Below are 26,324 nucleotides of genomic sequence, written 5' to 3'. Positions count from 1 at the left end.
TAAAAAATTTATCGCCTTGTCTTTTTTGATAATTTTGTTATGATATTACTCATTTTTATCCAAAAATACCATCATACCAAACCATAAGGAACATCATGAGCCACAAAGACGAAACCCTTGCCATTCACGCAGGATTTAGCCCAGAACCAACCACCAAAGCTGTGGCAGTACCAATTTATCAAACCACCTCTTATGCCTTTGATGACACACAACATGGGGCAGATTTGTTTGATTTAAAAGTACAAGGCAACATCTACACTCGCATCATGAACCCCACCACCGCCGTACTAGAAGCTCGCTTGGCTGCTCTTGAAGGGGGCATTGGGGCATTGGCGGTGTCCTCGGGCATGACCGCCATCACTTATGCCATACAGACCATCACCGAAGCAGGCGACAACATTGCCTCTGTCAGTCAGCTGTATGGTGGCACTTACAACCTATTTGCTCACACATTGCCCAAACAAGGCATTGACGTACGCTTTTTTGATGGCAATGACCCTGAAAGTTTGCGTGATAAGATTGATGACAAAACCAAACTGGTTTTTGTAGAATCCATTGGCAACCCTTTGGGTAATATCGTGGATTTAGAAGCCATCAGTGCCATCGCTCATGAGTTTGGTGTGCCTGTGGTGGTGGATAACACTGTTGCCACGCCTGCCCTACTCAAACCCTTTAAACATGGGGCGGATATTGTGGTACATTCTTTGACCAAATACATCGGCGGTCATGGCACAAGCCTAGGCGGTATCATTGTTGATGGTGGCAAATTTGCTTGGGGGGATTATCCAGAACGTTTTAAATCACTTAACACCCCTGACCTAAGCTATCATGGTGTCAATTATGTAGAAGCACTTGGGGCAGCGGCGTTTATTGCTCGTGCCAGAGTCGTGCCACTTCGTAATACTGGCGGAGCAATTAGCCCCATGAATGCATTTTTGATTTTACAAGGGCTAGAAACTCTGTCTTTACGCATGGAACGCCACACCGAAAACGCCCAAAAAGTCGCCCAATATCTACACAACCACCCCAAAGTTAGCTGGGTAAATTATGCAGGACTACCAAGCCACCCACAACATGAACTTGCCAAAAAATACTTAGGTGGCAAACCTTCTGCTATCTTGTCTTTTGGTGTACAAGATGGCGTTGCAGGTGGCACTCGCTTTATTGATGCCTTAGGATTATTTACTCGCCTTGTCAATATTGGTGATGCCAAAAGTCTGGCTTGCCACCCTGCCAGCACCACACACCGTCAGCTGAGCACCGATGAGCTTGCCAAAGCTGGGGTGAGCGAAGACATGGTGCGTTTGTCCATTGGTATTGAGCATATTGATGATTTGATTGCTGATTTAGAGCAGGCTCTTGATAAGGTGTAAGATTGATTTGTTTTAAAAATCCGCTTGATGGGCGGATTTTTCTTATTTGCCTTGGTTTTTATTTGACTGCTTGTGTTAAAATACAAATTTTTACCCATTTATGATGAAAACATCTATTGCCACCACCTGCCTAACAATCACTCTACTAACCGCCTGCCAGCCTGCCCCATCTTATCAAAAAATAGACGGGCAAACGATGGGAACAAGCTATCACATCACCTTTGAAGCCCCCAAAAACGTTGCCATCAGCGACATTCAAAATAGCATTGATGAACGCCTAGCCCAAATCAATGCCAGTATGTCCACCTATGACAAAAACAGCACCATCTCCAAATTTAACGCCCTACCAGCAGGGCAAACGATACAAATAGACAGCGATTTTATCAAAGTATTAGATGATAGCCGCATGATTTACAAAAAATCCCACCACGCCTTTGACCCTACAGTTTACCCTTTGGTGGAGCTGTGGGGATTTGGTAGCAGCATGAATATTGAACGCCTACAAAATCCCCCAACCGCCGACCAAATCCATGCTGTACAAGACAAAATTGGGCTAGATAAAGTGGTGCTATCAGGTGATAAGCTGACCAAAACCAACAATGGCGTGGGGCTTGATTTTTCAGCGATTGCCAAAGGCTATGGTGTGGATGCCATCGCTGATGTGCTAAAATCTCAATACCACATTAAAAATTTTATGGTGGAGATAGGCGGAGAGATTGCCACAGGTGGCGTTAATAACAAAGGCAAACCGTGGACACTCGCCATTGACAAGCCCATTGTTGGCAGTACGGTATCAGAACGTGAAATTATGACCACCGTCTTACTAAGCGGTCAAAGCATGGCAACCAGTGGTAATTATAGAAATCGTTTAGAATATGATGGTCAAACATACAGCCATACCATCAGCCCCATCACCGCACACCCTGTCCAAAATGGCTTTGCCAGCATCAGTGTCATTAGTGATACCACCGCCATTGCAGATGGTTGGGCAACCGCTTTATCGGCCGTCCCTGCTGATAAAGCCATACAGATGGCAAATGATAATGACATCATCGCCATTTTTATTGGTGAAAATAACCAAAAAACCCTAGAAATTATTTATTCACAAGCCTATACTAACACCTTTAACCCTACTAACAAAACAGAGAATCGTCCATGAGTGTGTTTAGCCCATCTCCCCAATTTTCCAAACGTTGGTTATCCATACCTGTCATCGCCAAACAAGCCTTTCACCAAGAGCTTGAAGACATCATCGCCCTACTAAAAAGCAACCAGCCTGCCCAAGAGTTTCGTTTTAGTCATCAAAATTTTGATGAAGACATCACCAAACTTTTGCACATCTATGACACCACGCCCACCAGCGACAACACACCCACATCAGCCAATACACCAAGCAATGAAGAGTTAAATGCCTTAGAAGATGTGATTTATAAAAAATTATCCAATCAGCTTGATGATTTTTTAAGTGAGCAAATGGCACAGCAGTCCGAAGACCTAAAAGTTTGGCTAAGAAAACTCATCAAAGAAGAACTGTCCATCATACAAAACCCCTAGGAGTGCTTCATGACTTATGACATCATCATCATCGGAGCAGGACCTGCTGGTCTTGCCTTTGCTCGGCATTTTAAAGACACTGATTTACAAATCGCCATCATTGAAAAAGCCCCCCTTGATGGCATTGCACACCCTGCTTATGATGGGCGTGAGATTGCTCTGACGCACTTATCTCGTGAGATTATGCTCAACTTAGGTGCATGGCAACGCATACCTGATGATGAGATTTATAAACTTGCTGATGCCAAGGTGTATAATGGTGATTTTAGTTATGCCTTACATTTTAAAGTGCCAAAAGATTTACGCCTGATGAGCAGTATTGACCGTCTAGGCAATCTCATCTCAAACCACAACATCAGACAAGCCTTTTATGATGAAGTCAAAGAACTGGCAAATGTAAAAATCCTAACCGAACAAAACGTCCAAGACATCAAAACAGACGACAAACAAGCCACCATTACCCTAGCAAATGGCGAAAAATTAACTGCCAGTCTGCTGATTGGGGCGGACAGCCGTTTGTCTTTTGTGCGTAAAAAGCTGGGCATTGGGGCACAAATGAATGACTTTGGGCGGACGGTCATCGTGTTTCGTGTGTCGCACCCATTATCCAACGAAGCGACCGCCAGAGAGTGCTTTTTGTATGGCAGAACACTTGCCTTATTACCACTACATGACCACTTGACCAACTGCGTCATCACCCTTGATAATACCCAAACTGACACCCTGCTTAATATGAGTGGTGATGAACTTGCCTTGGAAGTACAGCGTATGATGGGCGACCAACTTGGTAAACTGACCTTAGCAGGAACCGTGCACCACTACCCACTCATGGGCGTACACGCCAACACTTTTGTGTCAGCACGCTCAGCACTCATTGGTGATAGTGCGGTGGGTATGCACCCTGTAACCGCTCATGGTTTTAATCTGGGACTGATGGGAGCAAACACACTCGCCAAACTTGTGCTAGATGCCCACCAACAAGGTCAAGACATCGCCAGTGCTGCCCTACTTCAAAAATACAACGTCCGCCATCAAGCCCACACTCGCCCACTTTATCATGGCACAAATTTGATGGTCAATCTATTTACTGATGACAAAAAAAGCATGCAAGCACTTAGAGATTTGACACTTAGGGTCAGCAATCATCTGCCCCCCGTCAAACGATGGATATCAGGACAACTGACAGGCAAATAAAAACACACCCCACAAACTGGGGTGTTTTATGTTAGGGCTTTTTTATTTCATCCAACAGCTCCAAAAAACCCGCCATATAAGCAAGCCCAATACTACTTTTACGCACGCCTGCATATAGCTGACAATACACGCCCGACCCCAAGGGACGACTGACCACCCAGCCTTTTTTTTCATATTCGCTCGCCACCCAATCAGGCAATGCCGCCACGCCCCGCTCACTTGCCACCAGTTGTATGAGCATGGCAGTCAGCTCGGTTGTGCGGATACTTTTGGGAGAGACCCCTGCTGGCTCTAAAAACTTGGCAATCACATCAAGGCGTTTATGCTCCACAGGATAAGCAATGAGTGTCTCTTTTACCAACTCATCAGGCACAATCACCCTTTGACTTGCCAAACGATGTGCAGGCGATAACACCAAACGACTTTCATAAGTAAACAAAGGTTGATAACTAATACCTTCTATTGGCAAATCACTGGCAGTAATCAGCAAATCAATATCACCATCAATGAGCATTTGATGTGGCTCTGGCTCAAATCCTGTGGCAAAATCTAGCTCCACATCGCCATAGCTTTTGCGATAGATATTTAAAATGGGCATCAACCAATCAAAACAGCTATGACACTCACTTGCCAAACGCAACCTGCCTGCCTGCCCATACGCCAAACGCCTAATATCAGCTTTGGTGCGAGCCACTTGTGGTAGGATATTGTTAGCAAGCTCCAACACCAGTTTACCTGCTGGGGTAAAACTGACAGGACGTGTACGGCGATTAACCAGTGTGATGTCGTAATAGTGTTCTAGCTCTTTTAATTGATGAGAGATGGCAGAAGCGGTTAAATTTAGCTCATCAGCAGTAGTAGCAAGCGAGCCATGACGAGCAAGGGTGGAGAGCATTTGTAGATGACGGATTTCTAACATGGCAGTTTTGATTAAAAATTTTCACCATTTTATCATAAAATCAAAATATTTTCATGATATAATGCTAATTGATGAAAAATACTCTCATAATACTGACTGCCACATTTTAGGAAAAAAACAATGCCACACCAAGAAAAAGACCCCATCATACAGATTGCAGACCTGACCCACATATTCGTGCTTTGTATTGCCATATGGGTGCTTTCTTATGTTGTACCATATACTGATGCACTCAACTTTCTAAAACTGAACGGTTGGCAGTATTGGGTGGCATTTGCAACATATATGCTGATGATACAAATCATCAGTTTTTGGGCAAAGTTTATTATCAAACAACGACTTAAACGCCAATCAAAAGCATGGCTTGATAAATGGAGTCAGCGTGTGCCACTATTGCGACTGGTGCTGATTTTAGCAATTTATATATCATTGCTATTATGTATAGCATACTCATAAGAATATCAAACGGTAGGGTTTTAGCAATGGCTTTTAACAACATGAAACGGACCATTATTTAAATGTGGCAGTTTAGATTTTATATCAAATAAAATTCATCTAAAATTGAAAAACTTGATTTTTATTCACTTAAAAAATCGGTTATGATAGCAATCATCAAAATTATTCATGAATATTTTATAAAAATGAATATTTTTAAACTTAAAATCAACACAGTTAAGGTACTATCATGACCACACCCACCACACACATTCTTGGCTATCCCCGTATCGGCGACAAACGCCAAAGCAAGTTTGCCCTAGAAAAATACTGGAAAGGCAAACAAGACAAGACTGCCACGCTTGAACAGCTGCAAGCAGTCTTTGACACCAACATTGCCGACCAAATCAACGCAGGACTTGATGTCATCACCACAGGCGATTTTGCCCATTATGATTTGGTGCTTACTTTGGCAACTGCTTTTGGTGTTGTACCGCCACGTTTTGCAGGGGCGGAGACCCTAGATACCTTTGACCGCCAGTTTTATTTTGCTCGTGGTCGCGACCACACAGGCTTGCTTGCCGATACTGCCGCTTGGCAGATGACCAAATGGTTTGACACCAACTATCACTACCTTGTGCCAGAGCTAGAAGCCGACCAAGATTTTAGCAACACCGATTTTACGCAGATTTTTAAACAAGTGGCTGATGCCAAAGCTGTACTTGCCAAACATGGCGTGGACAAAGAGCTAAAAGTGGTGCTCGTTGGTCCTTTGAGCTTTTTATATTTATCATCTTCAAAGGCAAATGACAAACTTGACCATTTGGACAAACTGCTACCCACTTATGCCAAACTACTTGCCGAACTTGGTGAGCAAGGCGTAGCATGGGTACAACTTGATGAGCCGATTTTGAGCCTAGATTTGGACGGCAAATGGCAACAAGCCTTTGAGCGAACCTATAATGGTTTGCAACGCACCCCGCCCAAACTCATTGTCGCCAGCTACTTTGACACGCTAGGCAATAACACCAACATCGCATGCAACCTACCTGTGGCAGGCATTCACATTGACATCACGCGTAGCGACTCACCAAAACAGTATCTGACCCAAGTCATTGACCATCTGCCCACCCACAAACTCCTATCAGTGGGCGTGGTGGACGGTCGCTCAGTATGGACAACTGACCAAGTGGCAGCTGCCGACATTTTGCAAGGGGCGTATGAACGTTTGGGCGAACGTCTGTGGGTAGGCACAGGGTCGTCTTTACTACATTTGCCTGTGGATTTGAGCCATGAAACTGTGCCAAGTGAGCTAAATGGCAAACTTGCCTTTGCCAAACAAAAACTGTCCGAAGTGGTGATTTGTGCCAAACTGGCAACGGGTGAAAAGACGGCTGACAGCAACGCCACCGCCCTACATTTAACCCCACTTGCCAGCCAAGCCAAAGCTCGCAGTGGCGAATTTGCCGAGCGTTATACCGCCCAACAAACCAAGCTAAATTTGCCATTGTTCCCCACCACCACCATTGGCTCATTCCCCCAAACAGACAAAATCCGCAAAGCTCGTAGCGACTGGAAAAAAGGCATACTCAGCGATGGTGATTATGAGCTTGCCATGAAAGCCGAAATTCAAAAGGCGGTTGATGAACAAGAAAAACTTGGCATTGACGTACTGGTACACGGCGAAGCGGAACGCACTGACATGGTGGAGTATTTTGCTCAGTATATGGACGGTTTTTGGTTGTCAGAAAATGGCTGGGTGCAAAGCTATGGTACTCGCTGTGTGCGCCCGCCGATTGTGGTTGGCGACATCACTCGCCCCAACGCCATGACCGTTTCTTGGACAACTTACGCCCAAAGCCTGACCGATAAGCCCATGAAAGGCATGCTCACAGGTCCTGTTACCATTCTTAACTGGTCATTTGCTCCAAGCGACACCGCCACACGAGATATTTTACGTTTGCAAATTGCCGAAGCGATTAACCAAGAAGTCGCCGACTTACAAGCATCAGGTATTGGCATCATTCAGATTGATGAGCCTGCTTTCCGTGAAGGCTTGCCACTCAAACTATCCGCCCAAGCCCATTATTGGCAAGAAGCAGTCAATGCCTTTAAGCACGCCTGCTCCATTGCTGACACAGATACTCAGATTCACACGCACATGTGTTATTCAAGTTTTCATGACTGCTTGCCCCACATCAGTGCCATGGACGCTGACGTGATTACCATTGAAACGGCTCGCTCAGGCTTGCAGCTTCTTGACGCTTTTAAGGGCAACGGCTACACCAACGCCATTGGACCAGGGGTTTATGACATTCACTCACCACGCACGCCATCAGCAGAAAATATGCAAGTGGTGATTGATGAAGCCATCAAATACGTCCCTGCCGAGCGTCTATGGGTCAATCCTGACTGCGGTCTAAAAACTCGCAACTGGGATGAGACGGTTTCTGCTCTTGCCAACATGATTGACATGACTAAACAAGTGCGTGAAGTGTACACCAAATAAACCCATAGGCAACCATCGCTTTGGGTTTTGGGTGGTTGCCAGTCTAGTCAAAAAGGAAAATTTATGTGTGAAGCCTGCAACGTCCATGATGACGATGAGATTGATTATGATAACGAGTAAGTCAGTTTGTCATCTTAGTTAATCTACCAAAACCGCTCAATCTGAGCGGTTTTGTTTTTGATTACAATTAAAAACATCAAAGGTAGAGCAATGTTGCTAATATAAGAAAATCCCAAATTTAATTTACTCAATTCGCCCGATGAATAAACCCCACTTTTACTGCACCTACTCATCTTGGCAAAGCCTACTGTATGCAGGTGGTATTTTTGTACTTATTTATAACCTAACCAATGCTTATGCCCAAATTATAGATAATACTTATGGACTCAGTCATATCACTGGTGCAGTTGATAAACACATTCCCTTTATCGCTCCTATGATTGTGCCTTATGCACTGTCATTGCCGTTATTTGTAATGAGTTTTTTTATTATTGACAGAAAGAGCTTATCTAATCTTACTTATCGGCTGATTTTAATTACTTTAATTTCTGGACTTGTTTTTTATTATTTTCCTTTAAAGTTTTCATTGGTTATCGATGTTTTTTATGATTGGGGGGTGGATTGGTCGTGGGCGTATCAGATTTTATTTTTCATAGATAAACCTTATAATCAGCTACCATCATTACACGTTGGTTTTGCTGTACTGATTGGTGTTTCGCTATATGGCACACTAAAATCTTGGCATATTTTATACACTTGGCCACTTATTATTATCTGTTTTTTAATTACCATCTCTACTGTTTTTACTTATCAGCACCAAAGCATTGATGTGTTGGCTGGTTTAATTTGTGCATTATTGGTTTATTGTGTTGAGCGTTATTTATCATCTACTTATACAGAAATACTAAAAGCAAATATTATCAAATATATCAGCCTTGCTACTGTGTGGCTGATTGTCATAAAAACACTGCCTGTTATTATATCGCAATTACCCATCACTGGCATTGCCAGTTTAATAATTGATTTTATCGCCTATCATGGTTTTATTTGCTTTTTATTGCTAGCATTTAGCTATCATCATCATAAAAACTACATTCCTGATAAATTATTATGCCAATTATTTAATAAACAACAAGGCAGATTTACGCCATTGAGCCGATTTATCTTTATCTATTTTTATGGTATTTATTATCTTCTTTGGCAAATTGCCAAATACAGCCGATTTTTACAAACAATCCAAAAGCCCATAAAAATAGACCATCATAGTGATATTTTAGCCATTGGCAGATTGCCTAAATCCCATTATGATGATAACTTTTTTCATCAATACCAAGCAATTATTTGGCTAGATATTAGTGTTGAGCTGTCTTGTGAAATAAAACATAGTAAACTGGCCAATAAAAGCCATTATATCTATCTGCCCATGCTGGATTTAACTGCTTATCAAGACTGTCATCTAATGCAATTACAACAGCAATGCCAAACCATTCAATCCATGAAAGAGAATTTATCAACCGCTCAGACGCTGATTGTCTGTCAATGTGCTATGGGGTATTCTCGCAGTGTGGTAATGATGGCGTATTTGCTCGCTTATATGGGCAGATACTCAGCCGATAATATATATACACTGATTGACAGTTATTACCCCAAAAACCGTGCTAAAAAATACATTGAACATAAACTTTTAACCGCCCTACAATAGAGTTCTTGCGAAATTCAAAAATTTTAGCTCTCAAGACTTGATTTTATTGAGTCTAAAATTTCAACAAACCTTATAAAGTGCTAATTTCTCAAGATGTCTAATCAACCAAGCTATAGTCAAAATAAGGAATGCCCATGCCTAATCATGACATTGTTTTTATGGCAAGCCTATTTATGGTGGTGATAATATTAAGACTGCTACTTGTATTTGCCAAATCTTCTGCTTTGGTGGTGATTAAGTCCATTGTTTCTTCTTGGATTTTTTTATTGGCGGTATTGTTTGTTTTTTATCTGCTTGGGTTTTGGGCAGTTGTACTGCTGTCTGTCGCCATGCTTATAAAAGGCATACATGAAATTATTAAACTTTGGCAAAGTGATATCAATAATCCACAAAAAATCATCCAGCTGTTTTTGGTTGATTTGATTTTATTGGCGTGGTTAATTATTTATTGTCTTAGCTTTGCCTGTTTATATTATCAACTTAATCAATATGGACAAACATCTATTTTACTGTGGCTAATATTTTGTGTACAAGTCAGCGATGTTTGTCAGTATATTATGGGTAAATCGCTGGGTCAGTGTTTTTTTATAGCCAAGCTCGCTCCCAGCATCAGCCCCAATAAAACCATTGAAGGTATAATATTTGGCATTCCTTTGATGGCATTATTGGCTACTTTTTTAGGCAATTATTTAACACCTTTTAATCATATGCAGAGTTTTTTATTGGCAGTGTTGTTGGGTGTATTTGGTGTGGCAGGGGATTTATTTCAGTCTTTTGTTAAAAGATGTCATCAAATTAAAGACATGGGCACTTGGCTAAAAGGTCATGGTGGCTTATTAGACCGCATTGATAGTTTGTTATTATCCCTACCTTTATTTTGGGGAATTTATCTCTTATTTTTGGTGTAATTTTTTATCTTGCTGTTGGTATTGCAATTTCATGATTTGGCTTAATAATAGCTCTGGCAAACCAGATAAAGCCCTCACCACATATTTCATTGGCTTGGGGAAAATATGTAATTTACTATTACGGTGAATGGCATGGTTAATTTCATGAACTGCTTGCTTTTCAGAGCATAAAAATGGCTTATGATGAGCATTGCCAGCATTTAATTCACGCAGTTTTTGCGTATTCACATAACCGCAAGCAATGCAATTCACGCCAATACCAAAGGGCGCTAATGCCAATTGATACGCCTGACAAATCTCTATCATTACACGTTTACATCTGGCGTATAGGCTCATTTGCTCAAAATTCAATAATCCTGCCACAGAAGAAATGGCAATGAGATGGGTGTTTTTGGGGTGCTGTTTTAATTGCGTACTCGCCCATTCAAAACACTGACAAAAGGCTTGCAAATTTACCGCCAATATTTGCTCACTTTGGACTTTGGATAAGTTTAATTTGCGTTCATTATAATACATCCCTGCACTATAAATAAAATGCGTCATGGGTGTATTAGCCAATTCATCAAATAACTGCTGTCTTTGGCGGGCATCAGTAATATCGCATTGCTTAATGGTGAGATTATCGTTAGTTTGATAATACGAATTTAAGGTATTGATTTTATCGGCATTGCTACCAACGATGGTTACTTGCCATGATTTGTCCAGATAATCATTGGCAAGTGCCAGCCCAATACCGCTGGTACCCCCGATGATTACGCAGTGTTTATGATGAGTTGTCATGATTTAATAAATACGCCTTGGTTGTTTGATAGCCATAGTGGTATTGTTGATGGGCGATTTGTTTAAATGTATTAAATGTCGGATATACGCCCTGAATACAGCCCTTTTGCCAATGAAAACGCTTGCCAATGAGCGCGGGCACATGTCGCCGACTGTCCGCTAAGGGTAGCCAATGCACCATCGCAGGGTGTGTTTTTTGTTTGACTTCGCTTAGCCTGACATTGGGGTCAAAGCCAAAGCATGAGCCTATTGCGGGGCTGGCAAGTAGCTTATCATAGGGCGTTTTGTCATCAATAAATACTTCATCAGCAAGCACACTCGCCAGCTCCACAGGAGTCAAATCCAGCACCCCGCCAAACAGCGTCTGCCCGTCATGGTGGGTGGGCGACAGATAATACATATCACTAATGGAAGCACGCACCGCTACCGCTAGGGGCAAATCCTGTACTGCCACTGTGGGGGCAACTCGCTTAGGCTGATGGTCATGCAAGACACAAGGTACACCGTCTAGCCATGTACACACATCAGCACTAACCGCAGCAGATGGACGCAGTAATGACTGCCAGCAATAGCCCGTATCTACAGTCTGCAGTCGACTAAGAACCATTAAACTGGCGATGGTTTGTTCCGATGGACTGGGCAAGTTGGTTGGGATTTGGGCTGGGTTTTGAGCCAGATTTTGGGTTAAATCTTGGCTTAATATTTGAGTGAGTTTATCGCTTTGCCACAGCGGGTAATCGCCTTCATCTTTGATGGCAAATAGGGCTTGGCTGTACAGGCTGTCAAGCGTTTTTTGGCTTAGGGCGTGTTTTGATTTGTCTGGCTTTAAGCTGATAAAACGCCGTGTGGCAGGCAACACAAACGCCATGCGATGAGCAGGCACAACACCATAAAATCGGCAAAACATCTGATAAGCGGTGGGGCTTTGTAATAATACCAATGCCATCTTCGGCTCAGGGGCAAGTTCCAAAAACGCCGCTGCAAACGCCCCGCCACAGATTGCCAAGACGATATCAGGGCGTTTGCCAGTCTCACACAACGCCTGATAGACACCCAAGTAATAGCCAAAACGCAAACCGCCACCTGCAAAAACCACCGCCCGCCGATAGGGCTTGGCAGGTGTTTGATTGTGTTTTGTCATATTTTTTTGGCAAGCGACACGCTAAAAATACCAAACTTATCAATCTTCATAGCAATCTTTTTAAAGCCTGCCTGCTCGGCAAGTTGGTCCATCTCCGCTTGACTGCGACAGCGCATAATCCAGTCTTTGCCCCGATGATTGGTGAGCGTTTTACCGATAAACTCTTGCTCTGGGTGCCACGGCTGATTGGTATAAATCAAGTAGCCACCATCGCTTAGCGAGCGGTGAATGCCTGTCAGTGCTGTTTTTATCAAAGCATTGTCAGAAAACAGCTCAAACACCCCTGAAGCAATTGCGACATCTGCCACTTGCTCATCATAAGTAGCCAGCTCAAATGCGTCCATTTGCTCGGCTTGAACACGCTTGCCTAGCCCCAAGGTTTGAATTTTTTGGCTCATCACTTTTACATTGTGCGTGTCATAATCACGCAGGCACAGTTGTAAATTAGGGTACGTCTGTGCCAGCTCAAAGGCATAAAAGCCGTTACCACTGGCGATATCTAGCAGTCGTGGAGTGTCGCTTTGTATGGACGATAGGACAATGCTTGCCAACTCAAGCAAATGGGCTTTACGAATGCGAATGCCCTGCCAGCCGATGTTATTGAGATAAAACCTATCCACCCATTTGCCAAGCATATTTTTGCCATTGGGCTGATTTTGATAGACTTTGTCCAGTGAACTGCCCGAATCAAAACCATGCCGAACCCCCATTGCCACGCTATCGCTTATCCAGCCCAATTTTTCAATCGCCAGACGTGTCAGGACAAATTGTGGATTAAACTCCTTTGCCATGAAAGCTTCGATTCGCTCTTGGCTATGGCGTTTGGCGTGCTCACTGCTTTTATCAGCGTCCGTTAAATCCACAGGTGTAAAGGGTGTGGCAAACACTTCATCAGCAAAAGCGATACAGTCTTGATAGACATCAGCCTTGTTAGTTTCATGAAAAATAGCATGAAAACTGTCCGTATAATATTGCCACCGCTTCACAGGCGAACGCAGACGCTCATAAAAGGTGCGTATCGCGCCTTTATTCACGACAAAATCCTTGCCAGCACACAACACCATCGTGGGTACAGTAATCGCCCCAGCGTCATCGAGCAGTCGCTGACCTGTCAAGATTGAGTCAATCAATAAATCGCGTGAAATGCTCGTGGAGATGAGTGCATCATCGTTATAGGCTTGCTGAGCGTGCTGGTCGTGGGTGAGAACTTTGGCTTTGACATAGCTAGATACGCGGCTCATTACGCCTACCTTTTGGGCAAATTGCAAGGCGGGCAGGGCAAAGGGCACATATAGGCGAATGGCAAGGGCAGGTGTACCCAGTATCATGCTACGCACTTTGGGGGCGTAGTCATGCACCCAAGCGATTGCCATCAATGCCCCAAGACTGCTGGCACAGAGCATAATTTGGCTGTCATCGACAGTCATCAGTTGGCGAATCTCTGCCACAAACTCATCCAAATCCGCCACCAAGCAAGAAAAGCTCTCAGCATGGTCTCGCTCACCTTCGGACAAACCATTACCCCGTGCGTCCCATGCAAATACCTGATAACCCGCCTGCACAAAGGCAAGTGCCATCTCGGTAAGCCGTGCCGAATGCTCATGCCCACGGTGTAAGAACACCATCACTTTTTTATCACTGGAGGTAAGTGTATCAAGGGGCCGACCCAACCAATAACGATAAAAAATAAAGGTGCCATCACTGGCATGAAAGCCACTTTCTGTAGAGATGATTTTATCGGGCATCATGTCTAACTCCTGTATTGGCATACCCCAAGGCAAGGGTGCGATTATAGATGGTTTTAAGCAGTAACAATTGAGCGATGATAAGTAACTGACGGGCTTTGGGCTGACTAAGTGTAAACCTAAAGCCCAGATACACGCCCAGCACCCCAAGCACCAAGGCACGGTCGCTTTTGCCTAAAGGACCATGATTGGCTCGCTTGCTTGTACTGATACTTGCCCAAATTGCCACGAGTTCACTGATGGTACTAAGTGCCATCACACGATATAGACCGTGGCGATTGCTGTGGTTTAGGCGGGATGATAGACTAAAGAGTAGTAAGGCATCAGAGACTAAATCGCCTACTTCATTTAGCACCGCCCCCAAAGCACTCGCCTGTCCGTGTTCTTTTGCCATCATGCCATCAATGGCATTCATCGCCATGCGGATAAATAGTCCCGCTGGCAGTGCATACCACCACGCTGGGTTTTGTTGGCTGCGTTTGGCGACCACATGGGCAACACCGCCACTGAGTACAACCGCTGAAATAGTCACATGATTGGCATGTACGCCATGAGCGACGAGCTTTTGGCTGATGGGGCGTAGCAGGTTTTGAAATTGGCGTTTAAACTGATAAATGGACATGATTATAATTCATCACTTAAAGTTTTATGAAAAAACTATTTTACCATCCATGAAGACAAAAAACCAAGGTGGCATGCCGCACTGCTAGACATGGTGCATCGCCTTGGTTAAGTATTGTTTAGGGCGTGCTGAATATTGGTTTTTTGCAATTAAAAGTGAGATAAATCGCTAAACTATCTTCAGAAAAGCTTGCAGGTAATATAAGTATATTGGCAAAAACTTTGACGAAGGCCCGACTATTTAAACCTTTAAGCATAAACTTGATTTTATCAACATTTAAGTAGTTGGGTAATGTAAAAATAACACGCCAAACAATTAACATAAAAGCGTATGGTTAAGCTGTGTAACGAATGTTCAGCAAGCCCTAACACAAGTAACATCATAACATAAAATAAGGGCGTTGGTATAAAAAAATCGCACCCTTGGGGCGTACTTGTCATGCTGGTATTAAAAGATAAGGTGCTAAGATTTAGTGAGATTCGCCGTAGTATTGATAGAATTAGCGAACGTATGCTCACTCAAACCCTACAAAACCTTGAAAAAGACGGCATGCTGATTCGCACATCCTACAACAGCGTACCACCGCACGTGGATTATCGCTTGACCGAATACGGTCAGCAAGCCAGTAGCAAAATCGCCGATTTGGTGGGTTGGCTTGAAGAAAATTTAGTGGGGATTTTAAACAGTTCTGTTGATAAATGACATAAAATTTATCCAACCTTAAAATTATAATCAGGAGAAATTATATCAAGCAACTGCCATTTTTCTTTATCATAAGCATGACAATTATGTCGCCACAGAAACTCAACAAATCATTCAAAATCATATTTTTGATAAAGATTATTCAGGCTCACCACCATTCCCAAAACAAAAATTATTATTAAATCAAGCAACCGAACGATTTAAATTTATGGCGATATTGATGAAGACATGGCGTATCTTAAAGAAATGTTATTTATTTTAAATCAAATTGAACAAAGTTTTAATGTGGTTATTTTAAATACTGCATAGCCAAAATGCTTAAAAACCCCACTTAGACATTCTAAGTAGGGTTTGATGTGTGATATTGGACTTAGAAGTCCATACGCACGCCTGCTTTTGCCCCATATTGGGTAACTTTTTGCCCTTCAAATTTGCCCAAATAGTTATATTCTACCGCACCATCTAGGGCAAGGTTTGGGGCAACTTGGTATTGTACGCCAGCCACCGCTCCCATGCCTGTACGAGTAACGTGTTTAGAATGATGTCCATCACCTTTACCGCTTAGACGGGTGGCGGATGCTTTGACACCCAAATAAGGCGTTAAAGGCGTGTCATTTTTAAAATCATAAATGGCTGATGCCCCAACAGAATGGGCTTTCATCTTAAAATTTGTGCCTTTTTGGTTGAAATCACCATTAGCAATATGGGTATAATCTACCGCAAATCTTGCCCCACTGTCCATCGCTTTACCAACAGCCACGCCATAAGAAATTGTGTCATCACCACCTGAAACACCATCCACCTTAACACGAGCATAGCCCACATCAGCCTGAACATAATAACCATTTTGGGCGGTGGCAAGGGCAGGAATGGCAAGCAAAGTCGCTAAAATAAACTTTTTCATAAAAATCCTTACACAGAATAACAAAAAACTACATTATCATTGTACCCTGAGTTAAGATTTTTGCAATCACCATCAGACAAAAGATGAATTTTGGGTTTTTAGTGGTTAAAATTAAGCACTTTGATGGGCTGCATTCGCCCGTTTGTCCACACTTGTCCTAGCCCAACAAACTTCTTCCCTTGATATAGACGGATTTGTTGTGTGTCATCATCAAAAACAACATCACTCAACCTATCTTTGATGTTCAGCCGTTGCCCCATACCAATCCGCCTAGTCTCATCACCAGTCAAGGACACCTTTGGCAAATGTGTCAGCAAGGCATCTATTGACAGTAGCCGACCAAATCGCTCATCAAACGCCATCTTATCAAGCTCATCAAGCCTGATACTGTCTGCCACGTCAAACCCACCCGTAGCCGTACGGTGCAAAGCGGTCAAATGCCCCACCATGCCAAGTTGCTCGGCAATGTTTTGGGCAAGCACACGCACATAAGTGCCTTTTGAGCAAACCACACAAAGCTGTATTTCATCATCGCTCAGTTTGGTTAAAGTCAGCTTGTAAATCGTGATGGTGCGTGCTTGACGCTCAACATCTATGCCATCTCGGGCATATTCATAGAGTTTTTTGCCATCTTTTTTTAGTGCAGAGTACATGGGCGGGATTTGTTCTTGCTTGCCGACCAAGGTCTGGGCAAGCTCATCAAGCTGCTGCTGACTAAATGGCAAAACCGCACTGGTGGCGATGATTTTTCCTTCTTTGTCGCCTGTGTCGGTTTCATCACCAAGTTTAATGGTGGCGGTATAGCTTTTATCAGCATCCAAACCAAATTGGCTAAATTTAGTGGCTTCCCCAAAACAAATGGGAAGCAAGCCGGTTGCCATCGGGTCAAGCGTGCCTGTATGCCCTGCTTTTTTGCTGTCAAATTCTGCGGACATAAACAAACATTTGGCACCAGCTAGTGCCGAATGTGAGCTGATACCGCTAGGTTTGTTTAACAGTAGGATGCCAACAACTTGCTTTTTGGCGTGATTGTTTGCCATCACACATCATCCACAGTATCATCAGAAGTGGTGGCGGTTTTTTGCATGGCTTGATTGACCAGATTCATCATGTGATTGCCATGAGCGACCACTTCATCATAATGAAATCTAAGACGTGGTGTGGTGCGAGTTTTCATGGTTTGCGACAGTTGTGTGCGTAAAAATCCTGACGCATTTTTTAACACATTAAGACTTTCTTGATGGGCTTCTTTGTTCATACCGCCATCTTGGGACGGCTCCAAAATCGTTACATACACATCAGCATAACCCAAATCAGGGCTGATTTTGACAGCAGAAATGGTAACAAAGCCTGTCAGACGCGGGTCGTTAATCTCATCACGGATAAGTACTGACAAAGCACGCTGAATTTGGTCAGCTAAGCGTTGTAGGCGTTGGTTCATGATTATTTCCTATTTGATATATTGATGGCTAAAACCCCACACTTGGTGGGGCTTTGTTTTTTATTTGGGTTACAGTTCACGCTTGACTTCATGAATCTCATACACTTCAATCAAATCACCTGCCATGACTTCATAACCTTTCACCGCCAAACCACACTCCATGCCAGCTTTGACTTCGGTAACGTCGTCTTTATAACGGCGTAGTGATTGTAATTGACCTGTAAAGATGACCTTATCATCACGCAAGACTCGGATTGGTTTGTTGCGATAAATGACACCTTCTTGCACCATACAGCCTGCTGCCGCCCCAAATTTGCTAGAACGGAAGACTTCACGCACCTGTGCAATGCCCAAAATTTGCTCACGGTGTTCAGGGGCAAGCATACCACTCATCGCCAATTTAACATCGTCTATCAAGCCATAAATCACGCTATAATAACGAATGTCAATGCCCGCTTCGTCTGCTTTACGCTTGCCTGCGGTGTCAGCACGCACGTTAAACCCTAGTAGTACCGCTTCACTAGATTCTGCCAAAATCACATCCGATTCACTAATCGCGCCCACACCAGAGCTGATGATACGCACTTTGACTTCATCAGTAGAAAGCTCATTTAATGCCCCTGTCAGGGCATCTAACGTACCACGCACGTCTGTTTTTAGGATAATGTTCAAAGTGGCAGCTTCTTTGCCCATGTTTTCAAACATATTTTCAAGACGCATTTTGTTTTGGCGTTCCAATAGGCGTTCGCGCTCACGAGCGATACGAAAATCTGCCACTTCACGAGCTTTTTTCTCATCAGAAACCACCAAAAACTCAGAGCCTGCCATAGGAGCATCAGGCAAACCCAAAATCTCCACAGGAATGGAAGGTCCTGCCGATTTGATACGCTGACCATTTTCATCCGTCATCGCACGCACTTTGCCATAAAACTCCCCTGCTAAAACCAAATCGCCTTGTTTTAAGGTGCCTTTTTTAACCAACAGACTTGCCACTGCACCACGACCCTTATCAAGGCGTGATTCAATCACAAAACCCTGCGCTGAACCGTCCACAGGGGCAGTTAGCTCCATGATTTCAGCTTGAATGCTGATGGTTTCTAACAGCTCATCAATGCCCGTGCCTTTTTTGGCAGAAACCTTCACCAGTGATGTGTCTCCGCCCCATGCGTCTGTGATGATTTCTTTAACAGACAGCTCGTTAAGCACACGTTCAGGGTCAATGCCTTCTTTGTCCATCTTGTTCATGGCGACAATAATCGGCGTGCCCGCTGCTCGTGCGTGGTCAATCGCTTCAATGGTTTGTGGCATCACGCCATCATCAGCCGCCACGACCAACACCACAATGTCAGTTACCTTTGCCCCACGAGAACGCATGGCAGTAAAGGCGGCGTGTCCGGGCGTGTCAAGAAAGGTAATCACACCACGCTCAGTTTTGACATGATAGGCACCGATATGCTGAGTAATGCCACCTGCTTCACCAATGGCAACTTTGGTTTCACGGATTTTATCAAGCAATGATGTCTTACCGTGGTCAACGTGCCCCATGATGGTAACGACAGGGGGGCGAGTCTGAACGTTGCCTTGTTTTTCGTCCACTGACTCTTGTAGGTCATCTTCTAGCTTGGTATCAGACACCAATACCAAATTATGCCCAAACTCTTCCACCACAAGCCCTGCGGTATCTTGGTCAATGGTATCAGATTCACGCACCATCTCGCCCATTTTCATCAATGTCTTGATGACTTCACGCACTTTGACCGCCATTTTTTGGGCAAGGTCAGAAACCACAATGCTCTCGCCAATCTCCACATTATAGACGATTTTTTCTACGGGCATCTCAAACTTATGTTTGCCTGCTTGTGATGATTTTAGACCACGAGTTTTGGTTTTGATTTCAAGCTCTTCTTTGCCTTTTTTCTTGCCAGTTTTGCTTCTGTTGCCACCACCGCCACGCTTAATCTCACGGCGTTCTTTCTCAAAAGACTCTTCTAGTGCTGCCCCAACAAGCCCCTTGGCAAGTGGCTCATCTTTATGGCGCACCACCGCACTTGATGTGTCTTCTTTGTCATCATACTGACTTGCCATTTGTTTCATCTGCTCCAACGTGCGATTTTGGGCATCAATGGCGGCTTTACGGCGGTTTTGGGCTTCTATCTCACGCAGTCTTTGCTCTTCGGCCTCACGAAGTTTACGAGCTTCTTTTTCAGCCGCTGTTTCTTGTTTGGTAGGTTTTTTGGTGGCGGGTTTTTTGTCGGCTTTGTCAGCTTTATTGGCTTTTTTCACCGTGCTGGCACTGACCACGCTGTTTGATTTGTCATCATCTTTTTTGATTTTTTTGACAACCACAGATGCAGTTGGCTGACTGGCTTTTTCAGCCGAACCACTATTGGCACGCATGGACGCAAGCACAGCTTCTTGGCGTTCTTGGGCTTGTTTTTTGCTACGTTCTTCGGCTTGTTTGGCTTCTAGCTCTTTAATGCGAGCTTCTGCTTGGGCTTGTTTGGCTTTGGTGGCATCTTCGCTGATTTTTGCAACATCAGGTTTTTCAAACACCAAATTTTTTGATTTTACCACATTGACTTTTTTGGCTTTACCGCTTGTGTCGGTAATTTTAGCGGTGGTGGTGGTTTTAGATTTTAAGCTAATGCGAGATTTGGGTTTGTCGCCGTGGCTTGTTTTTAAGAATGCCACCAGTTGCTCTTGCTCGCTATCACTCACCACGTCATTTTCGCCACGCATGGATAGACCAGCTTCTTTTAGCTGAGCCAAAAGAGCCTCAGGGGTTTTTTTGGAGAGTTTTGCCAACTCTTTGACGGTTTTTTCTGCCATTGTGTTACCTAAAATTTTTTAAATTTGACAAATGTCGCAACAAATACTGTTGCCCTAATATGTGCCAAATCCTGTTTAGGTGGATTTGGCAGTTAATCGCTGAGCATATTCATGACTGATGTCCATCAATATGCACACATACTGACGTTCTCATGGTCAGTCAAACCACGATTGGCGAGCATTCATGATAAGTTTGCCAGCCAACTCACTTCCTAGCCCTTCAATATCTTCAATATCAAAAATCGCCTGTTCAGCTAGGTCATCTAGTGTCAAAATATCACGCTCAGCCAGTTTATAAGCAATTGCAGGCGTCATATCTTCTAAGGCAAGTAGCTCACCACTTGGCTCTTTGATGTTTTGTTGGCGAAGTAACTCATCAGCAATCACCACTTCTTTGGCACGCTCTTGAATCATGCCAATCACTTCATCATCAAGACCTTCAATGTCATAAAAGGTCTCGGCAGGCACATAAGCGACTTCTTCAATATTTTTAAAGCCAACTTCCACCAATGCTTCTGCCAAATCCTTATCCACTTCCAAACGCTCATAAAACATCTCAATGATGGCTTGGCTTTCGGTGGCTTGACGTTCAGCATATTCAGATTCTAGCATCATGTTTAATTTGTAGCCTGTCAAATCAGACGCCAAACGAACGTTTTGCCCTTGTGAACCAATGGCACGAGCAAGCTGGTCATTGGTTGCAAAAATGATGTCAGCCGTTTGATTGTCTTCATCAAGCACGATACTAGATACGTCCGCAGGCTCTAACGCACTGATGATATATTGGGCAGCATCATCACTCCACACCACCACATCGATACGCTCTCCATCAAGCTCACCTTGTACCGCTTGGATACGAGTACCACGCATACCAATACACGCACCCACAGGGTCAATGCGGTTGTCATGAGTTTTTACTGACACCTTGGCACGCAATCCCGGCAGACGAGCCACATCACGAATCTCAATAATTCCTTCGCCAATCTCTGGCACTTCTTTGGTCATCAAAGCTTTGAGCATCTCTTTGCTGGCACGTGATAACAAAATTTGAGAGCCACGATTGTCTCGGTTTACCTGTGCAAGCAAACAAGTAACACGCGATTTTGTACGCAACACTTCACGGGGCAAGGCTTGGTCTTTTGGCAAATAGCCTTCCGCTCCATCACCTAAATCAATCACATAACCATCACGGCTTTGTTTTTTAACTTCTCCTGTAACCAACTCACCCACACGAGCTTCAAAAGCATCGGCAATCAACGCCCGCTCTGCTTCACGGATTTTTTGGATAATCACTTGCTTGGCTTGGGTTGCTGCAATCCGCCCAAACTCAATAGACTCAATCTGCTCTTCAATCACATCGCCAATTTGATATTCATTTTCGTCCAAATCACTAATGGCTTTTTGACAAGCAGGCATTTCATGGTCTTCATCTGCCACCACCGTCCAAAAACGATAAGTGTCATACTCACCTGTTTTGCGGTTGATGGCAACACGAATGGCAACTTCTGGCTGTTCGGTATAGACTTTTTTCTTGGTGGAAAAAACAAGTGCCTGCTCAATCGCTTGAAAAACATCTTCTGGGTCTAAGCCTTTTTCATTACTAACTGTCTCAACAACGGTTAAAATCTCACGACTCATGGGTTCACCTTTGTGTTTATTCTGTGTATTTTAATTTAAAATCAATCTTGATAAATCAGATGAGCCTTATCCACATTATCAAAAGCGATGTCAAATGCCAGTTTATCTTCGGTAACAACTTTCATATGAGTGTCGTTTGTTTCCATCAAGCGACCTGTTACTTTACGGCGTTTGCTGTCGCCTTGACCGATGGCATGAATCAAACGCAAGCTCACCATCTCACCAACAAACATCGCCACCTGCTCAGGGGTAAATAATGGACGGTCAAAACCCGGACTTGACACTTCTAATACATACTCACCTGCAATGGGGTCATGCACGTCCAACACGCCTGACACCTGATGATTGACCGCCGAGCAGTCTTCTATGGTAATGTGTTCACCAAGATTGCGTTGCTCAGCATTGACTTCAATATAAATTCTTAGCAAAGATTTACGCCCTTGTGGCATAAATTCAATCCCCCAAAGCTCCACACCACACGCACGCACGGCAGGGGCGATGATTTGGGAAAGTTCTAAAATTTTAGAAGAAGGTTTCATCTAATGGCTTATCCTTAAAAATCAAAGAGTATGCTGAACTTTTATACACATTTATCATGGCAAATCAACAACCACAAACGTGTTTTTATCTAAAAAACAGACAAATATCAACACGCCGACATGCTCATTCTAACATAAATTTGCCAAAAACCTAAATGACAAGTGCAAAAAAGCCCACAATCTAGGCGGGCTTTAAGTGTCAAAATCAGCCGAGTTTTTATCAAAAGATAAAAACCTTATCATCAGATAAGGATTTTAAATATGGTAGCGGGGGCTGGATTTGAACCAACGACCTTCGGGTTATGAGCCCGACGAGCTACCAGACTGCTCCACCCCGCATCAATTTAGAACGCCATTATAACACAATCTTTAAGACTGTCAAGCATTTTTAAAAATATTTTAAAAAAAACCGCCCTTAGGACGGTTTTGGCTGTCATCAGTCATAGTCAAACATGGCACTGATGGACTCTTCGTTATTGATACGGCGAAGGCTCTCAGCAAGCATGGGTGCGATAGACACTTGGCGGATTTTTGGACACGCCTTGGCTTTGTCATTTAAAGGAATGGTGTCTGTAACCACAATCTCATCCAAGGCAGAATTTGTAATGGTCTCTACCGCCTTGCCTGACAGTACAGGGTGCGTGATATAACCCACCACACGTCTTGCCCCTTTGTCTTTTAGGGCTTGGGCAGCTTTACACAAAGTGCCTGCGGTATCAACAATGTCATCTACAATCACACAATCACGGTCTTTAACATCGCCAATGATGTGCATGACTTCTGATTCATTGGCACGAGCTCGGCGTTTATCAATAATGGCAAGGTCAGTATCGCCCAAAGATTTTGCCATGGCTCTTGCTCGCACCACCCCACCAACGTCAGGGGATACCACCATCAAATTTTCATAATTTTGCTGTTTTAAATCATTTAACAAAATGGGCGTGCCATACAGATTATCCACAGGAATGTCAAAGAACCCTTGAATTTGGTCGGCGTGCAAATCCACCACCATCACACGGTCAATGCCACCAATAGACAACATATCTGCCACCACACGAGCAGAGATTGGCACACGAGCAGAACGGCTACGGCGGTCTTGACGAGCATATCCAAAATAAGGAATGACAGCGGTAATTCGCCCAGCACTAGAACGGCGTAACGCATCAGCCAACAGCACCACTTCCATCAAATGGTCATTGGTTGGGGCACAGGTGGGCTGTAAAATAAACACATCTTTGCCACGCACATTTTCTTTGATTTCAACAGCAATCTCACCATCAGAAAAACGGTTAATATTTGCTTTACTAAGTGGAATGTGTAGGTGATTGGCAACAGTTTGGGCAAGCTCAGGATTGGCACTACCTGAAAAGACAGCCATATATGACATAAAAAATCCTAGGTTGGACAATGAAAAAATAGGTTTAGCACCCATTATTTTATCATTTTTACCCAAAAATCACAAAAAGAAATGCCAAGAATGATTTATCATAAAAACAAAAAAACCAATCATTAAAGATTGGTTTTAAATATGGCAGGGGTAGCTGGACTCGAACCAACGAATGTCAGGATCAAAACCTGATGCCTTACCAACTTGGCGATACCCCTGTATAGGGGGCATATTATACCTAAGCTTTTTAAAATAGCAAGTAATTTTTGGATATTTTTTAAAAAATTTTATAACTTACTGATTTTATACACCAAATAATGAGCTTGCTTTTACCGCTCGGCATGGGGCATGTTTGATGATATATTGAATTTGATGGTCATTTAGGGTATATCGCAGTGGCAAAAACACCGTGCTACCTGTGCCTGTTAAACGAGCGGTGGCATTGGTTTGAGCTTGGAGCGTGCGCAAATAATCAAGGGCTTGTTTGATGGGAGCAGCTGCCATGACAATGTGCTCAAACGCATTATGAAATGGCGCGTGCAAATTATCCAAAAACCGCTCTATTTGACCATTGATGTCATCAATGATGGGCGTATTTTTTACCAAATGGGGGTGCGTAAACAGTTTGGCAGTGCTGACAGCCACTTTTGGCATCAGCAGCAGATAGTCCTGATGTGGCAAATCAATCGGACTGAGTTTATCGCCAATACCCACCGCCACAGCATCTGTTTTGTGCAGATGTGCAAACACAAAAAACGGCACGTCCGCCCCAAGCGTACTGGCAATTTTAATCAGCTCATTCACCCCCAAATGCAGACCCCACAGCTCATTGATGGCAATCAGTGTCATCGCACAGTTACTAGAACCACCACCCAATCCTGCCCCCATGGGAATGACTTTATCTAGCACAATCTCCACAGGCGATGCGTAGGCAGGAAATTGTTTGGCAAGCACATTAACTGCTTTGGTGATGAGATTGTCTGCCATATTACCTACATTATCTGCCCCCAAAAGATTTACCAATTGCGTGCCACTTTTTTGACGAAAGGTGAGTGTATCACCAAAATCCAAAGCACGAAATACCGTTTGTAATTCATGATAACCATCTTCACGCTGAGCATTGATGTGTAAAAACAGATTGATTTTAGCTGGCGAAAAAAGCTCTATGGTTTTCATAAAAACTCGCTGAGTGTGTTAAGATGATTTTGGTGTTTTATGGCTGTGTTTGTATTTATGTAGCTGTCATGTTATGGGGGCTGAATTGTTTAAATATTAAAAATTTAGGCACATCAACCCAACGACAAAAACCATCATTGCAAATGCGTGATGGTCATCACCACCTTATGCCCGTCCACATGATGAATGCTAAGTCGGCTAGGATAAATGGCGTGTTTTGGATATTCAAAATTTGCTTGCCAGTCGCCATGAGTACTGTGGGTCAATCTGCCATCTTGGTAAGTTGGCGTATCGTCATCAGGAGAAGTGCGACCTAGCACCCAAAAAGGCAGCTGACTGATGGGAGCTTGCCAACCTGTCGCCCGAAACAACAAAGATTCAGGACTATCAGCAGTAATCACCCCCGTGCGTTCGCTTGTGAGTGTGGCAGTTTGACCATCAAACGTGATGGTGGTCGCTCCCATGCCCAATGCCCCTGTCAGCTCCACCCCAAACCGCTTATCATCTTGCCCCCAAGTATAAAAAGCACTGCCTGCTTGCACGCCTTCATGTGTCTTGGTGGTGATGCCGATTTTGCCAGTGATGTCAAATCTCATCGCACCATCGGTCGTGTTGTGTGTGTTTGGTGCGGTCGCAACAGGAAGTGTTTGGCACGCCCCAAGCAGGATACCCATCATTAAGATGGTGCTGTATTTTAGATATTTGGGTCGTAATGAATGGATAAAATGGTGTGGCTGTTGCATGATGATTTTGATTGTCTTATTGTGGATTTTGGCTAAAATTGGTCTTAATGAATATGCGTTTGTTTTACGCTTAATGCAAACTC

23 protein-coding genes and 2 tRNA genes are annotated in these 26,324 nt (G+C 43.6%); 9 read left to right on the top strand and 16 right to left on the bottom strand.

Annotated elements, in window-relative coordinates; translation table 11 throughout:
• Positions 1-95 precede the first annotated feature (95 nt).
• From CEW93_RS04910 to ubiM, 4 genes are all read left to right on the top strand, one after another.
• A complete protein-coding gene (locus CEW93_RS04910) occupies positions 96-1,373 on the top strand; it encodes an O-acetylhomoserine aminocarboxypropyltransferase/cysteine synthase family protein (RefSeq protein ID WP_089541067.1) in 1,278 nt (425 codons plus the stop codon).
• A 100-nt stretch (positions 1,374-1,473) separates the two neighbouring features.
• A complete protein-coding gene (locus CEW93_RS04905; RefSeq protein ID WP_255503950.1) occupies positions 1,474-2,532 on the top strand; it encodes an FAD:protein FMN transferase in 1,059 nt (352 codons plus the stop codon).
• Complete coding sequence (locus CEW93_RS04900; protein ID WP_146416644.1) at positions 2,529-2,927, top strand: hypothetical protein; 399 nt, start codon at positions 2,529-2,531, stop codon at positions 2,925-2,927. The genes CEW93_RS04905 and CEW93_RS04900 overlap by 4 nt, the downstream gene beginning before the upstream one ends.
• 9 nt (positions 2,928-2,936) lie before the next feature.
• A complete protein-coding gene (gene ubiM / locus CEW93_RS04895) occupies positions 2,937-4,121 on the top strand; it encodes a 5-demethoxyubiquinol-8 5-hydroxylase UbiM (protein ID WP_089540725.1) in 1,185 nt (394 codons plus the stop codon).
• A 31-nt stretch (positions 4,122-4,152) separates the two neighbouring features.
• Here ubiM and CEW93_RS04890 read toward each other — a convergent pair whose 3' ends face one another.
• Positions 4,153-5,040 carry a LysR family transcriptional regulator gene (locus CEW93_RS04890; RefSeq protein ID WP_089540727.1) on the bottom strand — a complete coding sequence of 296 codons (888 nt, stop codon included), beginning with the start codon at positions 5,038-5,040 and terminating at the stop codon, positions 4,153-4,155.
• Positions 5,041-5,160: 120 nt separating this feature from the next.
• Between CEW93_RS04890 and CEW93_RS04885 the strand changes: the two genes are divergently transcribed.
• The 4 genes from CEW93_RS04885 to CEW93_RS04870 all read left to right on the top strand — a co-directional run bounded on the left by CEW93_RS04885 (position 5,161) and on the right by CEW93_RS04870 (position 10,594).
• Positions 5,161-5,496: a hypothetical protein gene (locus CEW93_RS04885; protein ID WP_089540729.1), complete on the top strand. Its 336-nt coding sequence runs from the start codon at positions 5,161-5,163 to the stop codon at positions 5,494-5,496.
• Between the two features lie 229 nt (positions 5,497-5,725).
• Positions 5,726-7,984 (top strand): 5-methyltetrahydropteroyltriglutamate--homocysteine S-methyltransferase, encoded by a 2,259-nt coding sequence (metE, locus tag CEW93_RS04880; protein ID WP_089540731.1) that lies wholly within the window; start codon positions 5,726-5,728, stop codon positions 7,982-7,984.
• A gap of 259 nt (positions 7,985-8,243) precedes the next feature.
• On the top strand, positions 8,244-9,686 hold the full coding sequence (locus CEW93_RS04875; protein ID WP_089540733.1) for a phosphatase PAP2 family protein: 1,443 nt from the start codon (positions 8,244-8,246) through the stop codon (positions 9,684-9,686).
• A gap of 134 nt (positions 9,687-9,820) precedes the next feature.
• The gene (locus CEW93_RS04870) at positions 9,821-10,594 is read left to right on the top strand and encodes a phosphatidate cytidylyltransferase (protein WP_186727898.1); all 774 of its coding nucleotides are present in this window, start codon (positions 9,821-9,823) and stop codon (positions 10,592-10,594) included.
• On the opposite strand, the gene CEW93_RS04865 is transcribed toward CEW93_RS04870, so the two are convergent.
• Genes CEW93_RS04865 through CEW93_RS04850 form a run of 4 tightly spaced genes read right to left on the bottom strand, consistent with a single transcriptional unit; the run spans position 10,580 to position 14,882 of the window.
• Positions 10,580-11,374: an SDR family oxidoreductase gene (locus CEW93_RS04865; protein ID WP_089540736.1), complete on the bottom strand. Its 795-nt coding sequence runs from the start codon at positions 11,372-11,374 to the stop codon at positions 10,580-10,582. The two genes, CEW93_RS04870 and CEW93_RS04865, sit on opposite strands and share 15 nt — an antisense overlap.
• The gene (locus CEW93_RS04860) at positions 11,358-12,515 is read right to left on the bottom strand and encodes a patatin-like phospholipase family protein (protein ID WP_089540737.1); all 1,158 of its coding nucleotides are present in this window, start codon (positions 12,513-12,515) and stop codon (positions 11,358-11,360) included. The genes CEW93_RS04865 and CEW93_RS04860 overlap by 17 nt, the downstream gene beginning before the upstream one ends.
• Positions 12,512-14,263 carry a bifunctional alpha/beta hydrolase/class I SAM-dependent methyltransferase gene (locus CEW93_RS04855; protein WP_186727897.1) on the bottom strand — a complete coding sequence of 584 codons (1,752 nt, stop codon included), beginning with the start codon at positions 14,261-14,263 and terminating at the stop codon, positions 12,512-12,514. The genes CEW93_RS04860 and CEW93_RS04855 overlap by 4 nt, the downstream gene beginning before the upstream one ends.
• Positions 14,250-14,882 carry a CDP-alcohol phosphatidyltransferase family protein gene (locus tag CEW93_RS04850; protein WP_089540739.1) on the bottom strand — a complete coding sequence of 211 codons (633 nt, stop codon included), beginning with the start codon at positions 14,880-14,882 and terminating at the stop codon, positions 14,250-14,252. The genes CEW93_RS04855 and CEW93_RS04850 overlap by 14 nt, the downstream gene beginning before the upstream one ends.
• Positions 14,883-15,287: 405 nt before the next feature.
• Between CEW93_RS04850 and CEW93_RS04845 the strand changes: the two genes are divergently transcribed.
• The gene (locus CEW93_RS04845; protein WP_255503960.1) at positions 15,288-15,584 is read left to right on the top strand and encodes a helix-turn-helix domain-containing protein; all 297 of its coding nucleotides are present in this window, start codon (positions 15,288-15,290) and stop codon (positions 15,582-15,584) included.
• A 370-nt stretch (positions 15,585-15,954) separates the two neighbouring features.
• On the opposite strand, the gene CEW93_RS04840 is transcribed toward CEW93_RS04845, so the two are convergent.
• From CEW93_RS04840 to CEW93_RS04790, 11 genes are all read right to left on the bottom strand, one after another.
• Entirely contained in the window at positions 15,955-16,488 is a 534-nt protein-coding gene (locus tag CEW93_RS04840; protein ID WP_089540741.1) for an opacity family porin, read from the bottom strand.
• A 98-nt stretch (positions 16,489-16,586) separates the two neighbouring features.
• The gene (gene truB, locus CEW93_RS04835; protein ID WP_089540742.1) at positions 16,587-17,528 is read right to left on the bottom strand and encodes a tRNA pseudouridine(55) synthase TruB; all 942 of its coding nucleotides are present in this window, start codon (positions 17,526-17,528) and stop codon (positions 16,587-16,589) included.
• Positions 17,528-17,929: a ribosome-binding factor A gene (locus tag CEW93_RS04830; protein WP_089540743.1), complete on the bottom strand. Its 402-nt coding sequence runs from the start codon at positions 17,927-17,929 to the stop codon at positions 17,528-17,530. Before CEW93_RS04830 ends, truB begins: the two co-directional genes overlap by 1 nt.
• A gap of 69 nt (positions 17,930-17,998) precedes the next feature.
• Complete coding sequence (infB, locus tag CEW93_RS04825) at positions 17,999-20,758, bottom strand: translation initiation factor IF-2 (RefSeq protein WP_089540744.1); 2,760 nt, start codon at positions 20,756-20,758, stop codon at positions 17,999-18,001.
• A 156-nt stretch (positions 20,759-20,914) separates the two neighbouring features.
• Complete coding sequence (gene nusA / locus CEW93_RS04820) at positions 20,915-22,396, bottom strand: transcription termination factor NusA (RefSeq protein ID WP_089540745.1); 1,482 nt, start codon at positions 22,394-22,396, stop codon at positions 20,915-20,917.
• A gap of 41 nt (positions 22,397-22,437) precedes the next feature.
• The gene (gene rimP, locus CEW93_RS04815) at positions 22,438-22,935 is read right to left on the bottom strand and encodes a ribosome maturation factor RimP (RefSeq protein ID WP_089540746.1); all 498 of its coding nucleotides are present in this window, start codon (positions 22,933-22,935) and stop codon (positions 22,438-22,440) included.
• A gap of 262 nt (positions 22,936-23,197) precedes the next feature.
• Positions 23,198-23,274 (bottom strand) — tRNA-Met (locus CEW93_RS04810).
• Between the two features lie 97 nt (positions 23,275-23,371).
• The gene (locus CEW93_RS04805) at positions 23,372-24,322 is read right to left on the bottom strand and encodes a ribose-phosphate pyrophosphokinase (protein ID WP_089540747.1); all 951 of its coding nucleotides are present in this window, start codon (positions 24,320-24,322) and stop codon (positions 23,372-23,374) included.
• A gap of 142 nt (positions 24,323-24,464) precedes the next feature.
• Positions 24,465-24,540, bottom strand: a tRNA-Gln gene (locus CEW93_RS04800).
• An 85-nt stretch (positions 24,541-24,625) separates the two neighbouring features.
• On the bottom strand, positions 24,626-25,498 hold the full coding sequence (ispE, locus tag CEW93_RS04795; protein ID WP_089540748.1) for a 4-(cytidine 5'-diphospho)-2-C-methyl-D-erythritol kinase: 873 nt from the start codon (positions 25,496-25,498) through the stop codon (positions 24,626-24,628).
• Positions 25,499-25,632: 134 nt separating this feature from the next.
• On the bottom strand, positions 25,633-26,241 hold the full coding sequence (locus CEW93_RS04790) for an outer membrane lipoprotein LolB (RefSeq protein ID WP_255503949.1): 609 nt from the start codon (positions 26,239-26,241) through the stop codon (positions 25,633-25,635).
• Positions 26,242-26,324: the final 83 nt, after the last annotated feature.

Source organism: Moraxella sp. VT-16-12 (genome assembly GCF_002224245.2).
Lineage (GTDB): Bacteria > Pseudomonadota > Gammaproteobacteria > Pseudomonadales > Moraxellaceae > Moraxella.
Note: the sequence above shows the minus strand (reverse complement) of the source record. Positions and strands in the feature narration are given on the sequence as shown.

Bases quoted from the DNA above. Each gene is read 5' to 3' on its own strand.
- CEW93_RS04875 (WP_089540733.1), top strand. From the start codon at position 8,244: ATGAATAAACCCCACTTTTACTGCACCTACTCATCTTGGCAAAGCCTA.
- CEW93_RS04890 (WP_089540727.1), bottom strand. From the start codon at position 5,040: ATGTTAGAAATCCGTCATCTACAAATGCTCTCCACCCTTGCTCGTCAT.
- CEW93_RS04840 (WP_089540741.1), bottom strand. From the start codon at position 16,488: ATGAAAAAGTTTATTTTAGCGACTTTGCTTGCCATTCCTGCCCTTGCC.
- CEW93_RS04900 (WP_146416644.1), top strand. From the start codon at position 2,529: ATGAGTGTGTTTAGCCCATCTCCCCAATTTTCCAAACGTTGGTTATCC.
- infB (WP_089540744.1), bottom strand. From the start codon at position 20,758: ATGGCAGAAAAAACCGTCAAAGAGTTGGCAAAACTCTCCAAAAAAACC.
- CEW93_RS04805 (WP_089540747.1), bottom strand. From the start codon at position 24,322: ATGTCATATATGGCTGTCTTTTCAGGTAGTGCCAATCCTGAGCTTGCC.
- CEW93_RS04870 (WP_186727898.1), top strand. From the start codon at position 9,821: ATGCCTAATCATGACATTGTTTTTATGGCAAGCCTATTTATGGTGGTG.
- metE (WP_089540731.1), top strand. From the start codon at position 5,726: ATGACCACACCCACCACACACATTCTTGGCTATCCCCGTATCGGCGAC.
- CEW93_RS04885 (WP_089540729.1), top strand. From the start codon at position 5,161: ATGCCACACCAAGAAAAAGACCCCATCATACAGATTGCAGACCTGACC.
- CEW93_RS04865 (WP_089540736.1), bottom strand. From the start codon at position 11,374: ATGACAACTCATCATAAACACTGCGTAATCATCGGGGGTACCAGCGGT.
- truB (WP_089540742.1), bottom strand. From the start codon at position 17,528: ATGGCAAACAATCACGCCAAAAAGCAAGTTGTTGGCATCCTACTGTTA.
- CEW93_RS04905 (WP_255503950.1), top strand. From the start codon at position 1,474: ATGATGAAAACATCTATTGCCACCACCTGCCTAACAATCACTCTACTA.
- nusA (WP_089540745.1), bottom strand. From the start codon at position 22,396: ATGAGTCGTGAGATTTTAACCGTTGTTGAGACAGTTAGTAATGAAAAA.
- ispE (WP_089540748.1), bottom strand. From the start codon at position 25,498: ATGAAAACCATAGAGCTTTTTTCGCCAGCTAAAATCAATCTGTTTTTA.
- CEW93_RS04910 (WP_089541067.1), top strand. From the start codon at position 96: ATGAGCCACAAAGACGAAACCCTTGCCATTCACGCAGGATTTAGCCCA.
- rimP (WP_089540746.1), bottom strand. From the start codon at position 22,935: ATGAAACCTTCTTCTAAAATTTTAGAACTTTCCCAAATCATCGCCCCT.
- ubiM (WP_089540725.1), top strand. From the start codon at position 2,937: ATGACTTATGACATCATCATCATCGGAGCAGGACCTGCTGGTCTTGCC.
- CEW93_RS04850 (WP_089540739.1), bottom strand. From the start codon at position 14,882: ATGTCCATTTATCAGTTTAAACGCCAATTTCAAAACCTGCTACGCCCC.
- CEW93_RS04855 (WP_186727897.1), bottom strand. From the start codon at position 14,263: ATGATGCCCGATAAAATCATCTCTACAGAAAGTGGCTTTCATGCCAGT.
- CEW93_RS04860 (WP_089540737.1), bottom strand. From the start codon at position 12,515: ATGACAAAACACAATCAAACACCTGCCAAGCCCTATCGGCGGGCGGTG.
- CEW93_RS04790 (WP_255503949.1), bottom strand. From the start codon at position 26,241: ATGCAACAGCCACACCATTTTATCCATTCATTACGACCCAAATATCTA.
- CEW93_RS04830 (WP_089540743.1), bottom strand. From the start codon at position 17,929: ATGAACCAACGCCTACAACGCTTAGCTGACCAAATTCAGCGTGCTTTG.